The 14,528-nt window shown below is 68.7% G+C and carries 11 protein-coding genes and 1 pseudogene; 1 reads left to right on the forward strand and 11 read right to left on the reverse strand.

Going from position 1 to position 14,528, the window contains the following annotated elements; all coding sequences use genetic code 11:
- The 4 genes and pseudogenes from VM306_RS01650 to VM306_RS01665 all read right to left on the reverse strand — a co-directional run.
- Window positions 1–357: pseudogene (locus tag VM306_RS01650) on the reverse strand (hypothetical protein); the annotation flags it as partial.
- Complete coding sequence (gene mctP / locus VM306_RS01655; protein WP_325510395.1) at window positions 354–2,066, reverse strand: monocarboxylate uptake permease MctP; 1,713 nt, start codon at window positions 2,064–2,066, stop codon at window positions 354–356. The pseudogene VM306_RS01650 and the gene mctP, both read right to left, overlap by 4 nt.
- Window positions 2,066–2,332, reverse strand: a complete 267-nt coding sequence (locus tag VM306_RS01660; RefSeq protein ID WP_325510396.1) for a DUF3311 domain-containing protein — start codon at window positions 2,330–2,332, stop codon at window positions 2,066–2,068. The genes mctP and VM306_RS01660 overlap by 1 nt, the downstream gene beginning before the upstream one ends.
- A 99-nt stretch (window positions 2,333–2,431) precedes the next feature.
- Window positions 2,432–3,124, reverse strand: a complete 693-nt coding sequence (locus tag VM306_RS01665; protein ID WP_325510397.1) for a GntR family transcriptional regulator — start codon at window positions 3,122–3,124, stop codon at window positions 2,432–2,434.
- A 97-nt stretch (window positions 3,125–3,221) separates the two neighbouring features.
- Between VM306_RS01665 and VM306_RS01670 the strand changes: the two genes are divergently transcribed.
- Entirely contained in the window at window positions 3,222–4,001 is a 780-nt protein-coding gene (locus VM306_RS01670; protein ID WP_325510398.1) for a 5-oxoprolinase subunit PxpA, read from the forward strand.
- An 8-nt stretch (window positions 4,002–4,009) separates the two neighbouring features.
- On the opposite strand, the gene VM306_RS01675 is transcribed toward VM306_RS01670, so the two are convergent.
- The 7 genes from VM306_RS01675 to VM306_RS01705 all read right to left on the reverse strand — a co-directional run bounded on the left by VM306_RS01675 (window position 4,010) and on the right by VM306_RS01705 (window position 14,403).
- On the reverse strand, window positions 4,010–4,900 hold the full coding sequence (locus VM306_RS01675) for an ROK family protein (protein ID WP_325510399.1): 891 nt from the start codon (window positions 4,898–4,900) through the stop codon (window positions 4,010–4,012).
- Window positions 4,893–6,884: an NEW3 domain-containing protein gene (locus VM306_RS01680; RefSeq protein ID WP_325510400.1), complete on the reverse strand. Its 1,992-nt coding sequence runs from the start codon at window positions 6,882–6,884 to the stop codon at window positions 4,893–4,895. The genes VM306_RS01675 and VM306_RS01680 overlap by 8 nt, the downstream gene beginning before the upstream one ends.
- A 53-nt stretch (window positions 6,885–6,937) precedes the next feature.
- Window positions 6,938–9,046, reverse strand: coding sequence for a hypothetical protein (locus VM306_RS01685; protein ID WP_325510401.1), 2,109 nt, complete (start codon window positions 9,044–9,046; stop codon window positions 6,938–6,940).
- Between the two features lie 4 nt (window positions 9,047–9,050).
- Window positions 9,051–9,818, reverse strand: a complete 768-nt coding sequence (locus tag VM306_RS01690; RefSeq protein ID WP_325510402.1) for an amino acid ABC transporter ATP-binding protein — start codon at window positions 9,816–9,818, stop codon at window positions 9,051–9,053.
- Entirely contained in the window at window positions 9,815–10,615 is an 801-nt protein-coding gene (locus VM306_RS01695; RefSeq protein ID WP_325510403.1) for an amino acid ABC transporter permease, read from the reverse strand. Before VM306_RS01695 ends, VM306_RS01690 begins: the two co-directional genes overlap by 4 nt.
- Before the next feature lie 79 nt (window positions 10,616–10,694).
- Window positions 10,695–11,507 (reverse strand): transporter substrate-binding domain-containing protein, encoded by an 813-nt coding sequence (locus VM306_RS01700; RefSeq protein ID WP_325510404.1) that lies wholly within the window; start codon window positions 11,505–11,507, stop codon window positions 10,695–10,697.
- A gap of 241 nt (window positions 11,508–11,748) precedes the next feature.
- The gene (locus VM306_RS01705) at window positions 11,749–14,403 is read right to left on the reverse strand and encodes an MGH1-like glycoside hydrolase domain-containing protein (RefSeq protein WP_325510405.1); all 2,655 of its coding nucleotides are present in this window, start codon (window positions 14,401–14,403) and stop codon (window positions 11,749–11,751) included.
- Window positions 14,404–14,528 lie beyond the last annotated feature (125 nt).

The following is a 14,528-nucleotide window of genomic DNA, read 5'->3' on the forward strand; positions in this document are numbered from 1 at the left end:
GAGCGGCCGGTCGTCGTAAGCGTCGTGTGCCAACGTTGTCGTGCTCTGCGCACGGGCGACGGCGGCCTTCCACAGCGCGTTGCCTTCGCGTTCCACGAACTGCTGGGCCTGCTTGGGCACGACCTGGCGGCAGAGCTTGGCAGTGAAGTCGGTGACGCGGCCGTCGAACTCGGCGAGCTTCACGAGCGCGGGCCCGACGGCGGGACCGCCGGTGACGAGCGTGTCGTCGAGCCGCTGTTCCTCGACCGTCAGCGGAGCGGTGGTGTCGTAGCAGTTCGAGTCCTGCGCTTGCGCGATGCCGGGACTCAGCGTCAGTGCGAGGGCGGTCAGGCCGACCAGTCCAGCGATGGTTTTCACGTGCTCCATCTCAACGAAGAAGGGCCACCCACCGTAACCGGCGGGTGGCCCTTGGCATTAACTGCTTCGTCTCGGTGGGCGGCAGCCACGGGCTTGACCCGCGGGTTGTCCTCGTCCACGTGGTAGTCGGACGGGTCCGTCTGGTCCGTCCCGTTGAACGCCTTGGCCTTCTTGGCGATCAGCGTGGCGACCACCGCCACCAGCAGGTTGACGAACAGCGCGACGATGCCGACGTAGATCTGCGTCGTCGAGGCGCCGAACGGGTGCCAGCCGAAGAGCGAGATGTTGCCCAGCGGCAGGGCGGAACCGGCGAAGTGCGACTTGCCGATGGCCGGGTTGCCGATCGTGTAGAGCAGCCACATGCCGTAACCCATGCCACCGATCCAGCCCGCGACCAGGCCGTACACGTGGAACCAGCGCGTGTAGAGCGCGATCGCGACCGCCGGCAGCGTCTGCAGGATCATGACGCCGCCGATGAGCTGCAGGTCGATGGAGAACTGCGGGTCGACGAACACGATGAACGCCACCGCGCCGAACTTCACGACGAGGCTGGCGAGCTTGGCCTGCTTGGCCTCCTCCGCCGGGGTGGCGTTCTTCTTCACGTACTCCTTGTAGATGTTGCGCGTCCACAGGTTCGCCGCGGCGATGGACATGATCGCCGCCGGCACCAGCGCGCCGATGCCGATGGCGGCGAACGCGATGCCCGCGAACCACGACGGGAAGTTCGCGCCGAAGAGCTCCGGGACGATCGTGTTGGTGTCCGGACGGCCGGTCGCCTGGTTGACGATCGGCTTGGTGCCCGCGCTGATCGCGACGAGGCCCAGCAACGCCAGCAGACCCAGCAGCAGCGAGTACGCCGGCAGCGCGACCATGTTGCGCTTGATGACGTTGCGGCCGCGGCTCGCGAGGATGCCGGTCAGCGAGTGCGGGTAGAGGAACAGCGCGAGCGCGCTGCCCAGCGCCAGCGTGGCGTACTGCAGCTGGTTGGTGCCGGTCAGCAGGATGCCGTCGGCCTTGCTGGGCGTGGCGTCGAACTTGGCCTGCGCGTCGTTGAAGATCTCGCCCCAGCCACCGAACTTCGAGGGCAGGTAGACGATCGCGACGAGGATGACCAGGTAGATCAGGATGTCCTTGACGAACGCGATCAGCGCCGGCGCCCGCAGACCCGACTGGTAGGTGTAGAGCGCGAGGATCACGAACGCGATGAACAGCGGCAGGTGGCCGAGGATGCCGGACCCGTTGAGGCCCATGCTGCGCAGCACCGCTTCGAGACCGACGAGCTGCAGCGCGATGTACGGCATGGTCGCGACGATGCCGGTGATGGCGATCAGCAACGCGAGCCAGTGCGAGCCGTAGCGGCCCTTCACGAAGTCGGCGGGCGTGACGTAGCCGTGCACGCGGCTGACCGACCACATGCGCACCAACGGCAGGAAGACGAGCGGGTAGAGGATCACCGTGTACGGCAGGGCGTAGAAGCCGAGCGCGCCCGCGCCGAACATCAGCGCCGGCACCGCGACGAACGTGTACGCCGTGTAGAGGTCACCGCCGACCAGGAACCACGTGATCCAGCTGCCGAACTTCCGGCCGCCGAGGCCCCACTCGTCGAGGTGCTCGAGGGTGTCGCCCCTCTGCCACTTCGCCGCCAGGAAGCCCATGACCGTGACGAGCAGGAAGAGGACGCTGAAAACGATCAGCTCGGTCCACTGCATCAGTTCGCTCCCTCGTCCAGGTCGTCCACGCCGAGCTTGTCGGGCTTGCCGGTGGTCACGGGCTCGTCCTTGGTCTTGACGTAGACGAGGCCGACGCACAGCACGCCGAGCGGCACGAACAGGAACTGGTACCAGTAGAAGAACGGCAACCCGAAGATCCGGGGCTCGTCCTGGTTGAACCACGGCGTGATGAGCATGAGCAGCGGAACTATCAGCAGCAGGTTCCAGTTGCTCCAGCGCAAGCCGGTCTTGTGATCCGACGGCATGGTGGCCCTCCGTGTACGCGGTGTTGCGCGGATGTTAGGCCTGATGAGACGTGCCGTCAGCCTCGTGATCGGAATCGTTGCACTCGGCTTGACGTTCTCTTAGGACTGTTCCACCCGCAGCCGGCCCACGAGATCCTGCTCAGCGGCGTCGAAGTACTCGTCGAGCTGGGAGATGGCCTGTTCAACGGTCCCATCGTTCAACAACTCCACAATCCTGCGATTCCACGGCAGGTACGTCTGGTGGAACGCCTCCACGTCCTGCGCGACGCGGAAGGCGAGCATGAGTTCGGCGAAGAGGCGGTCGCACTCGTCGCTGAGCCGGGCGCTGCCGGCGAGGCCGACGATGCCGCGGTGGAACTGGATGTTCGCACTGCCGGTCTTGCTGAAGTCGCCCTTCTCCGCTCGGGCCACGGCCTGTCGCACCGGCGCCCTGACCGCTTCGCGCCGCGCGTCGCTGACGTCGTCCCACAACCGCAACGCCCCGCCCTCGATCACGCGGCGCGCGGCGTAGAGGTCACGCACGTCGTCGCCGGTGGGCCTGCGGACGAAGACCCCGCGGCTGTGCTCGTGCACCAGGATCCGGTCGCGGGACAGCAGCCGGAACGCCTCGCGGAGCGTGTTGCGGCTGACCCCCAGGGCGCCGCCGATCGCTTCCTCGCTGAGCCGCAGGCCGGGTTCGAGCTCGCCGTCGAGCACCCGCTCCCGCAGCATGTCGGCGACCTTCTGCGCGGTGCTCGCGCGCTCCAGATCGGCCTTGCCCTGGGCCAGCGTCGACACCCACGTCTCACTCACCGATCCAGTCTATTTGCAGGATCGTTCCATTGCACTATCGTAGAATCGTTCAACAATCCCACGATCCAGCAAACCGGAGCACGATGGAGGGGTGGCCATGGACCTGAACGCAGACCTCGGCGAGGGCTTTGGCCACTGGACGCTGGGAGACGACAAGGCGCTGCTGTCCATCGTGACCAGCGCGAACATCGCCTGCGGCTACCACGCGGGCGACGCCGACACGATGCGCGAGACGTGCACCAACGCCGCCGCGGCAGGCGTCGCCGTAGGCGCCCACGTCGGCTATCAAGACCTGGCCGGGTTCGGCCGCAGGTTCCTGGACGTGGCCCCGGACACCCTGACGAACGAGGTCCTGGCCCAGCTGGGCGCCCTGTCGGTCTTCGCACGAGTCGCAGGAACACGGGTGTCCTACGTGAAACCACACGGCGCCCTCTACAACGCCCTGGTCCGCCACGAGGCCCAGGCAGACGCCGTGGTGGACGCCGTTCGTCTCTTCGACCCCACCCTGGCCGTCTTAGGGCCGCCAGGAGCAGTCTGGCTGAAACGAGCCTCCGTAGCGGGCCTGCGCGTGTGGCACGAAGCGTTCGCCGACCGCGCCTACACAGCCGCCGGAACCCTCGTCTCACGAGGCGAACCAGGCGCAGTCCTCCGCGACCCGGCGGAAATCGCGGCCAGATGCGTGCAACTGGCGACCGAGGGCTGGGTGCGCAGCGTGTCAGGACGCCCGGTCCGCATCCAGGCGGACTCGATCTGCGTCCACGGCGACACCCCCAACGCCGTGGGGATCGCCCGCACGGTCCGCGCGGCCCTGGAGTCGGCGGGAGTGGCGGTGGGCCGCGTGGAGTCGCCGCTCCACCACACCCGCCAGGCGGTCTGACGGCTCACCTAGCGGACCAGCGCCGCCGCCCCCACCAACCCGGCCTCGCCACCCAGCTCAGCCGCGCGGACCTCGAGCCCCGCCAGGTAGGACAACCCGGCATACGCTTTCAAAGTCCGCCGAACCGGCTCGAACAGCAGCTCCCCGGCCTGAGCCACCCCACCGCCGATGACTGCCAGGTCCAGGTCGCACACCGCGGCGGCCCCGGCGATCGCCATCCCCACCGCCTGGCCGGCGCGCTCGAAGGCCTCCAGCGGGATCTCCTCGCCGGACAGAGCGGCGGCGGCCAGTAAAGCCGCGTCGGCGTCGTCCGGCCCGCGCCAGCCGACCCGGCGCGCCCAGGCCACCATGCGCGGTCCACCGGCGATGGTCTCCGCGCACCCGCGTCCACCGCACGTGCAGGGGTCGCCGTCCGGCTCGACGACGATGTGACCGATGTGCCCGGCGTTGCCGGTGCGTCCGCCGAACGGGCGGCCGTCCAGCACCAGACCTCCCCCGACGCCGGTCGACACGACCAGGCCGACCATGTGAGTGCTGCCCCGCCCGGCGCCGCGACGGTGCTCGCCCAGCGCCATGCACACGCCGTCGCCCGCCAACTCCACCGGCACGCCGGGGAACAGGGAAGCCATCGACGACCGCAGCGGGAAGGCCTGCCACGACGGGACGTTGATCGGTGAGACGGTGCCGGCGACCGTGTCGAGAGGGCCGGCCGAGCCGATGCCCACGCCCGCGATCGGCGCGTCCCCGGCCACCGACGAGACCAGCGCGACGACGGCCTCCCAGGGGTCGGAAGAGGGCGTCGGCACCCGTGAGGAGCGCACGATCGAGCCTTCGGGGTCCACCAGGGCGGCGGCGATCTTGGTGCCGCCGAAGTCCAGTGCCAGCACCAGATCAGTCACGAGGAGGCATGGTAACCAGCAGGGTGATCGGCGGGGTGGTCCGCACGAGGTCGCCTGCCGCGATGCTCACGACCGCCGGCCACGAACCGGGCCTGGCCCACGCCGGTGCCGAGACCGTGAAGTCGAGCGAGGTCCTGCCCTGAGCGGGCAACAGGCCGCCCACGCAGAACGGTCCGACCAGGTCCCACGACGAACGCGGTGACAGCACTCGTGCCTGCAACGGCAGGTCGCCGCGCGCGCCGGAGGCCATGACCACCCGCAACACCGCCGACGTCCCCGGCCGCACCGACACCGTCGACGGCGAGGACGCCACCCACAGGACCTCGACGGGATCCTCGGAGTCCCACTCCGGCACGGTCAGCAGGACGACGTCGTACACGTCGAAAGCCGCACCCTCCACGGTGGCGCGCAACGGGTAGCAGCCAGGAGTCCGCGGTGGCGCGAGGCGGACGTCGGCCGACACGTGACCGCCCGCGGGCAACGTCACCGGCCACTCGGTCCACGAAGCCGACCAGCCGTCAGGCAACGAAAGCCGGACGACACCGGAGAAATCGGCGCCGTTAGACACGACGACCACGCGCACGCACGTCGGGCTCAGCACCTCGAAGTGCACGTTCACCGGAAGACCGCCCAACGGCGCGGGCTCGTGCAGCCAGTACCGCGCGAACACCGGCGTCACGGCGGGTGTGACGGGACCCAGAGACACTCCGGCCGGCGAACCTTCAACCACCGTGGACAAGGTGCCGCTGGACGGCGACCGCGAGCCGAGCACCCCGACCAGCGGCGAAGGTCCCGTGCGCTCCACCTCGCTGCCGTCACCACCCTCGGCCAACTCGTACGTCCGCCACCCGCACGCCGGGACGTCACGGGCCAGGAACGTCACGGTCGCGCCGTCGACCAGCGTCGGCAGCACCGAACCCTCGAACGACACCTGCACACGACGCGCCACAGGCAAGTCAACGGAAACGATGTCGGTGCACGGCGAAGGCAACGGGTTCCACACGACGACCGACGAGTCCACAGTGGACGTCAAGGCCGCCGCGGACCGTGCGATGACATCGGACCGCAGGTCGAACGCTTCCCGTGGATGAGCACGAGCAGCGCGCGAGAGAGCAGCGGAAGGAAAGCTGGAACCAGTCAGACGAGCGGCGTGCGAAGCCATTACGGCAGCAGGCGAGTCGTCCGGAGGCGCTGCGGGAACGGGAACGGAACCCCGCACGTAGTAGTCGCGCGGCAACGAGCAGATCACCCGCGGCCAGGTGTAGCGCGCGCTCCAGTCGTGGTGGACCGCGGTCACCCATGGGTTGGGAGCGGAACGGGAGGAGCCGACGGGCAGCATCACGTGCGGTGCGGAAGCCGACGAACGCAGTTCCAGGAACGACGAGTAGACCGAACGCTTCGCCTCGCCCAGGGACGACACGGCCAGCGCCGAACCGGGAGGCAGCGACGCGAGCACCGGCGGCACACCGACCACATTGGACTCGGAACCGACGACCTCGACCCGCCCCTCGGAGATCAGCCGCAGCAGCACCGAGCGGTGCTGCGGGAACGTGTCCCAGTACGGCTGCAACAACTCCACCGACGTCACCGCGAACCGGTACGCGTGATCGGTCAGCGCCAGATCAAGATGCGCCCGCAGAGCGTCGAACGGCGCGTCGCCCGCCACGTGCCCGACGAGGTGCACCGTCCACCCCGGCGAGCCCACGGCCAGCGAGAACGAGCACGACTCCTCGCCGGCCGCGGAACGCACGACCGCGTGGGCGGGCACCACCGCGCCGGGCGGGTGCTCCGAGACGTCGACGGGAACCTCGTAGCCGAACGGCCCCCTGACCAGCGAACCGCCGTGGCGCGGCGAGCGCAGGCCGGGGCCCGAGACGTGGGCGCGCACCGGTCCCGCCGGTGCGACCGCCATCCTCACCCTGACCAACTGGAGCAGCGCGGTCCTGGGACCGACGAAGAGCTCGGTCCCCTCGGCGACGATCACCCGAGAATCGCACCACTGTTCAGCAGCGGGCGAAATGACACGATGGTGGCGTTCTAACGCTTCAGCATCCGGGTGAGGCCGGCGGCGACGGTCGTGGCCAGGATCCAGCCCGTCACGATCAGGCCCGACGCGATCCACTGCGACGCACCCGGCGTCTGCCAGCGGTTCTTGTTGCCGAAGTCGACGATCGGCACCACCAGGTCGATCGTGTAGAGCCACGCGTTCCACGGCAGGTGGTCGTCGTCGTTGATCTCGATCAGCGGCCCCTTGAACTGGAACCACAGGCTGCCCACGACCCACGCCGCGATCAGCCACCCCAGGGCGCGCGCCGGGCGGTAGCCGTAGCCGACCATCGACCGTTGCAGGAAGCTCCACAACAGCACCAGCGGACCGAAGAACCGCATGCCCTCCGCGACCGCGCGGTACCGCAGGCGTTGCTTCTCGATCAGCACGGTCGAGGCGTGCTCCTCGTTGCCCGCCGCGGCCAGCATCTCGGCGAAGTGGTCGTACGGCCGCGGGTGGTAGCTGCGGCGCATCGCGTTGCGCAGCCAGCGCAGGCGCTGGGCGACCTGGTCGTCGTCGCGCAGGTCGATCGGGTACGCCAGCGAGTCGTAGCGGAAGTCGTCGAGGTCGATGAACCCGGTGGCGTTCCAGAAGTTCTCGTTGTCGTCCAACGACGTGCAGCGCGCCTGCCGCAACGTCACCAGGCCCTTGGGCGGCGACACGACGTTGAGCATCAGCTCCTGCACCTGCATGCCCATGCCGTTCAACGCGTGGCTGTCGAGCTTGTAACCGAGCACCGCGCCGTTGAAGTTCGCCATGCGGCCGATCGACGCCCGACGGCAGCGCACGCCGCCATGCGCGACGAACTCCTTGTCGCCCCGCGCGCAGATGAGGTCGCGGCCGATCGTGGCGCCACCGATGTCGAGCGACGGCTTCTCACGCGGCTGGTGGCGGTACTTGCCGGGCTGCACCAGACGGCTGCCGCGCAGGTCGAGGTTCGCGCCGACGGTGATGCCGCGCAGCTCCAGGCCGCCGGAGACGTCCGACTCGCGCACCACGAAGTTGCTGCCGATCTGCGACCGGTTGGCCAGCACGGCGTCCGCGGCCGGGTTGTCCACGGTGGCCCGTTCGATCGTGATGCTGCCGCGCACGTGGGTGTCGACCATGCGGAGCTGGCCTTTGATCCGCACGTGGCGCCCGACTACGTCACCGCCGATCTCCGCGCCGTCGATGTGCAACGCGCGTCCCGAACCGGTCGGGTCGGTGCCGACGGAAGGCGGTGAAACGGCGTCCAGGACGGCATCTGCCAGCGACAACGTGCCGCCGATGCGCGCGTTCACGGCACGGACGGTGCCCGCGCTGGAGAAACCCCGGTCGAGCTCCAGGTCGCCGGAGACGTCCGAGCGGTCGAGGATCAGCGTCGCGGACGGGTCGGCGTGCGGGTCGGTGGTGTCCTCGAACCGGGAGCCGCGCGTGAGCACCGAGCCGCGCAACGACAGCGCCGAGCTGATCCGGGAGTTGGCGAGGAACACCACGCCGTGCGAGGTGAACGCGCCGATGAAGTTGCCGCCGACCTGAATGCCGTTGCCGTTCAACGTGAAACCGTCGGCGTTGTCCAGCACGGCGGTGCCGAGGTTGACGTTGCCGCCGATGCGCGCGCCCGCGAGCCGCATCTCGCCCTCGGTGTGCAGGCCGAACCCGAGCAGCGCGCCCGCGACCGTCAGCCGGTCGGCGTGCAGGCACAGCCCGCCGGGAACCTTGAAACCGCTGTCCCGCAACAGGACCGAGCCCGCGATCTCGGCGTCGGTGAAGTCCGTGAGGCCGGTGACGCGGCAGCCGAGCAACGAGACGTCGTTGCTGCTGCTCAGGTTTCGGGCTTCGAGCCCCGGCAGGTCGCAGTCGCTGAAGGAGATGCCGGCGAGGTTCGCCTGCCGCAGGTCCGGTGGCGCCTCGAACTGGCAGCGCTCGAACTCGAGCACGTACGGCACCTCGACCGCGCGCAGGTCGAGGACGTCGGTGACCACCCTGTCCACCACGCGGATGACGGGCGGGGTGCTCGGCCTGCGCCGAGGCAGCCTCCACCCGCCACCACCGGAGTTGTCGTTCTCCCCCAGCAGCCCCCGCAGCACGTCCGCCGCGGAGACCCTCCCCCTCGCCACGCGGCTAGACCGGGTCGCTCGGGCCGTGGTGCGTCGGGTCGAGGACGCGCGCCAGGAACTCCTGGGTGCGTGGCTCCTGCGGGTTGCCGACCACCTCGGCCGCAGGGCCCTCCTCGACGATGTAGCCGCCGTCCATGAAGATCACCTTGTCGGCGACCTCGCGGGCGAACTGCATCTCGTGGGTGACGACCAGCATCGTCATGCCCTCGTCGGCGAGCTGGCGCATGACGCCCAGCACGTCGCCGACCAGCTCCGGGTCGAGCGCGGAGGTCGGCTCGTCGAACAGCATCACGTCGGGGTCCATCGACAGCGCGCGGGCGATGGCCACGCGCTGCTGCTGACCACCCGAGAGCTGCGCGGGCATGGAGTGCGCCTTCTCGCTCAGCCCCACGCGCTCCAGGTTGTGCAGCGCGATCCTGCGCGCCTCGTCCTCGGAGCGCTTGAGCACCTTGCGCTGCGCCACGGTGAGGTTCGCCAGGACGTTGAGGTGCGAGAACAGGTTGAAGCTCTGGAAGACCATGCCGATCTTCGTCCGCGCGGAGTCGATGTCGACGTCCGGGTCGGTCAGCTCGACGTCGTTGACGACGATCTTGCCGCCGTTCGGCTCCTCCAGCAGGTTCACGCAGCGCAGCAGCGTCGACTTGCCGGAGCCGGACGGGCCGATGATGCAGACCACGTCACCGCGGTCGACCTTCAGGTCGATGTTCTTGAGGACTTCCAGCGGGCCGAACGACTTCTTCAGCCCGGTGATCTCGACGAACGTCTCGCTCATGCGGACACCTTCTTCCTGCCGCCGGTACCGCGACGCTCCAGGTAGCGCGACAGGTAGCCGAGCGGCAGCGTGATGATCAGGTAGCACAGGCCCGCGATGAGGATCGGCGTGAGCGACGGGCTGCGGCTCAGCGTCTCCCTGCCGAACTTGGTGAGCTCGTACTGCTCGCGGAACAGGCCGAGGATGTAGATGAGCGAGGAGTCCTTGGTCAGCAGGATCAGCTCGTTCGTGAGCGGCGGCAGGATGATCCGGAACGCCTGCGGGATCACGATCGTGATCATGGCGCGGCCCTGCGACATGCCGAGCGAGCGAGCGGCCTCCACCTGGCCCTTCGGCACCGCCTGGATGCCGGCGCGGATCGTCTCCGCCATGTAGGCGGCACCGACGCCGCCGAGCGCCAGCATGACCGTGGTCAGCGGCGGGAACTGCACCTGGAACGCGATCGGCACGCCGTAGTAGATGCCGATGAACACCAGCAGCGCGGGCACGCCGCGGAAGAACTCGATGTAGACGGTCGCGATCCACCGGTAGGGGGCGACCGACGACAGCTTCATCAGCGCCAGGATCAGCCCCAGCGCGAGTCCGAAGGCGAACCCGAGCGCGGTGTAGAGGATGGTGTTCTTCAAGGCCACGGTGATGACGCTCGGGAACATCGACTTCGCGATGTCCACGTTGAAGAACGCGGCCCGGATCTGGCCCCAGTCGGCGAGGAACGCGACGAGCAGGGCTATGACGATCAGCAGGCCGTACTGCGCATAGCGGATGTACGCCGCACGCTTGCGCCTGGACACAGCCATGGAGGCTCCTAGCAGTGGTGGTTCGGACAAGCGGCGGGGCCGGCGCGACGGTAGCCGCACCGGCCCCGAAGCCCGGGGACTACTTGCTCTCCGGCTTCTTGCCGAACCACTTCTCGTAGATCTTGTTGTACTCGCCGTTCTCCTTGGCCTTCTTCAGGACCTCGTTGACCTTCGTCTGGAGAGCGGTGTTGCCCTTCTTCATGCCGATGCCGTACTGCTCACCGGTGTCGAACTCCTTGGTGACCTCGGTGTCCGGGAACTCCTTGGCGTAGTCGAAGAGCGGGCCGTTGTCGTTGATCGCCGCGTCGACCGCGCCGGTGCGCACGGCGGTCTCCATCAGCGGGAGGTCCTCGAACTGGACGACGGTGTAGCCGTTGGCGGCCGCGTTGTCGTTCGCGTACTTCTCACCCGTGGTGTCCTGCTGGACGCCGAGCTTCTTGCCCTTGAGGGCCGCGAGGTCCGAGAAACCAGCGCCCTTCTTCACCAGCAGCGCCTGCGAGGCCTCGAAGTACGGGTCCGAGAAGTCGATCGCCTGCTTGCGCTCGTCGGTGATCGTCATGCCGGCGGCGGCCAGGTCGCACTGGTTCGCGCTGAACGACGTGCCCGACGTGATCGTCTCGAACGGCGTGTCGAAGATCTGCTGCTGGACGCCCAGGTCCTTGGCGACCAGGTCGACGAGGTCGACGTCGAAGCCGATCGTCTTGTCGCCCTCGCTGTACTGGAAGGGCTTGTAAGAAAGGTGGGTGCAGGTGACGAGCTTGCCGCTCTGCACCAGTGAGACGCCCGAGTTGCCCGAAGGCTGGCTCACGGGAGTCGCGCAGCCGGAAGCTGCCATCACGGCCAGCCCCAGAGCGGGGACCATGGCCATCAACTGCCTGGTTCGACGAGCCACTGCGTCACTCCTCGTAACTGTCGCGGACGAGTGAACGGGATCCTGCCACTCGGGTGACGCGGTGGACAGCACGTGCGTGTTACAGGCCACTGCCTTGCAACGTTTTTGCGTCAAATCGCGACTGTGGGCGCAAAATGTTGCGTGATTTGGCCTAGGTCACACAACGTCTGCACGTATTGCACACGAATGATAACCATCAGCAAGCGTGTCCTTGATCAGGATTTGATCACGACAGCGCTGCTCAGCGCGTGCGTCCGGTCAGCAGACCGGCGACGAGGGCCGTCCATCCGGTCTGATGGGTCGCCCCGAGACCCTCACCCGTGTCGCCGTCGAAGTACTCGCTGAACGTGACGTGCTTGCGCCAAAGAGGTGACTCGGACGCCTCGATGCGCTTGCCGTCGGACGGCCTGCGCCCGTCCTGGTCGGGCAGGAACAGCCCCACGAGCCGGTCCGAGAGCTCGTCCGCCGCCTGACCGGCGGTGACCCAGCGGCCGGAGTGCGTCGGCATCTCGACCTGGAACATGCCGTCGTGGAACGTGCAGACCGTGCGCAGCGCCTCGACCAGCAGCGCGTTGGTCGGCAGCCAGACAGGGCCGCGCCAGTTCGAGTTGCCGCCGAACATCGGCGTGTGCGACTCGCCGGGCTCGTAGCCCATGCGGTGGTCCTGGCCCGCGACCTTGACCTCGAGGCCCTCGCGGTGGGCGGCGCTCAGCGAGCGGATCCCGTGCGGCGAGAGGAACTCCTGCTCGTCGAGCATCCGGTGCAGCACGCGCTTGAGCTTGTGCTCGTCCAGCAGCGACACGAACGCGCCGCGCTCGTAGTGGAACGTGATGAACTGCCGCAGCTCCGGCCGCCGCTTGAGCAGGTGCTCCAGCCGCCTGGTGAACCCGTGCAGCTCCTCGAGCACCCACGGTTCGAGCACGGCGGATGCGAGGAGCGGGATCAGGCCGACCATCGACCGCACGCGCACCGGCGCCGACTCGACGCCACCGTCAGGGCGCCGGCGCGAGACCCGGTCGTAGCAGAACCCGTCCTCGTCGTGCCAGATGCCGCCGCCGTGCGACCCGAAGTGCGTGAACGCCTCCGCGATCGACAGGAAGTGCTCGACGAACTTCGTCGCGACGTCCTCGTAGGACTCGTCGTCGCGCGCCAGCTCCAGCGCGATCTGCATGAGGTGCAGGCTGTACGCGGCCATCCAGGACGTGGCGTCGGACTGCTCCAGCCGCCACTCGCCGAGCATCGGCTCCGACCGGTTGACCGGCCCGATGTTGTCCATGCCGAGGAACCCGCCCTCGAACAGGTAGCTGCCGTCGGCGTCCTTGCGGTTGACCCACCAGGAGAAGTTGAGCAGCAGCTTGTGGAAGATCTTGGCGAGGAACCCGCGGTCCCTGCTGCCGTCCGCGCGGTAGACCTGCAGCGCCGCCCACGCGTGCACCGGCGGGTTGACGTCGCCGAACTCCCACTCGTAGGCGGGGATCTGGCCGTTGGGGTGCATCATCCACTCGCGGCAGAACAGCAGCAGCTGCTCCTTCGCGAACGCCGGGTCGACCAGCGTGAACGGGATGGTGTGGAACGCGAGGTCCCACGCCGCGAACCAGGGGTACTCCCACTCGTCCGGCATGGAGATCACGTCGGCCACGTCGAGGTGCCGCCAGTGCACGTTGCGCGCCTCGGGCGTCCTCCTGCTGGACGGCGCCTCGGGCTTCGTCGGGTCGCCGTCGAGCCAGTCGCGGGTGCGGAACCGGTAGTGCTGCTTGGTCCACATCAACCCTGCCAGCGCGCGCCGCAGCACGTGCTTCTCCTCGGAACCCGCGTGAGGCGCGATGTCGTCGTGGAACTCGTCGGCTTCGCGCTTCCGCGCGCTCACGGTCTCGTCGAAGCTCGGCCCGAACGGGTCCACGTGCCCGTCACCGCCGACGAGCCGGACGCGGACCGTCACCGTCTCACCCGGCTCCACCGGGTCGAACGAGTACCAGGCGGCGAACTTGGTGCCCGCCGCACCGGCGTCGTCCGGCCCGACCACCTGGCAGCTGGAGGTGCTGCCGCCGACCACGTAGTCGCAGATGCCGTCCTTGGTCCACGGCGACGGGTTGCGCTCGGCCCCGAAGAGCGCCACCTCGTTGGTCTCGTTGTCCGTCATGAGCATCGACGGCGAGTCGTCGAGGTGCAGCGTGTACCGGCCGAGGTTGCCGTGGTCGGCCGTGACCTTGCGCCCGGTCGTCGTGCTGGCGACGAGCTGGCACGGCCGCTGGTCCCTGCCCCACGCCCACGTGTTGCGGAACCACAGCTGCGGCAGCAGGTGCAGCGGCGCGTCCTCCGGCCCGTGGTTGGTCGCGCTGATCTCGACGCAGATGTCGTCCGTGTCGGCCTTCGCGTAGGTGACCTGGACGTCGAAGAACCGGTTCCCGTCGAGCACGCCCGTGTCGCTCAGCTCGGGCTCGCGGTTCTCCCGGCCGGCGTTGCGCGCCATCTCGCGCAGCCGGCCGTACGGGAACTCGCGCTGCGGATACCGGTAGACGACCTGCATCCAGGAGTGGGTGGGCGTCCCGTCGGTCACCCACCAGTGCTCCTTGACGTCCTCACCGTGGTTGCCCTCGTCGTTGGTGAGGCCGAAGTACCGCTCCTTGAGGAACGGGTCCCTGCCGTTCCACAGGGCGACGGAGAAGTTGAGGAACCCGTGGACGTCGCAGATGCCCGCGATCCCGTCCTCACCCCAGCGGTAGGCGCGAGCACGCGCGTGGTCGAACGGGAACGAGGCCCACGCGTCACCCGCCGGCGAGTAGTCCTCGCGGACCGTGCCCCACTGGCGACCCGACAGGTACGGGCCCCACAGCCGCCACGGCGAAGTCGGGTTCTCCGACTCCGCGAGACGCGCGCGTTCCGCTTCTTCGACCATCGTCCCAGTGTGCGTCAGCTGGTCGGACGGCTGGTGGGGTCCGGCTCCTGCCTGAGTTCCTTCTCACTAAAAGGCGGGTCGAGCCACGCCTGGCCGTGACGTGGAAGGCGAGCCTCACCGGTCGC

The sequence above is a fragment of the Lentzea sp. genome (genome assembly GCF_035525475.1).
In the GTDB taxonomy this organism is placed as follows: domain Bacteria; phylum Actinomycetota; class Actinomycetes; order Mycobacteriales; family Pseudonocardiaceae; genus Lentzea.

Excerpts from the sequence above, each read along its gene's own strand:
- mctP (WP_325510395.1), bottom strand. The coding sequence starts at position 2,066 with ATGCAGTGGACCGAGCTGATCGTTTTCAGCGTCCTCTTCCTGCTCGTC.
- VM306_RS01695 (WP_325510403.1), bottom strand. The coding sequence starts at position 10,615 with ATGGCTGTGTCCAGGCGCAAGCGTGCGGCGTACATCCGCTATGCGCAG.
- VM306_RS01670 (WP_325510398.1), top strand. The coding sequence starts at position 3,222 with ATGGACCTGAACGCAGACCTCGGCGAGGGCTTTGGCCACTGGACGCTG.
- VM306_RS01660 (WP_325510396.1), bottom strand. The coding sequence starts at position 2,332 with ATGCCGTCGGATCACAAGACCGGCTTGCGCTGGAGCAACTGGAACCTG.
- VM306_RS01705 (WP_325510405.1), bottom strand. The coding sequence starts at position 14,403 with ATGGTCGAAGAAGCGGAACGCGCGCGTCTCGCGGAGTCGGAGAACCCG.
- VM306_RS01690 (WP_325510402.1), bottom strand. The coding sequence starts at position 9,818 with ATGAGCGAGACGTTCGTCGAGATCACCGGGCTGAAGAAGTCGTTCGGC.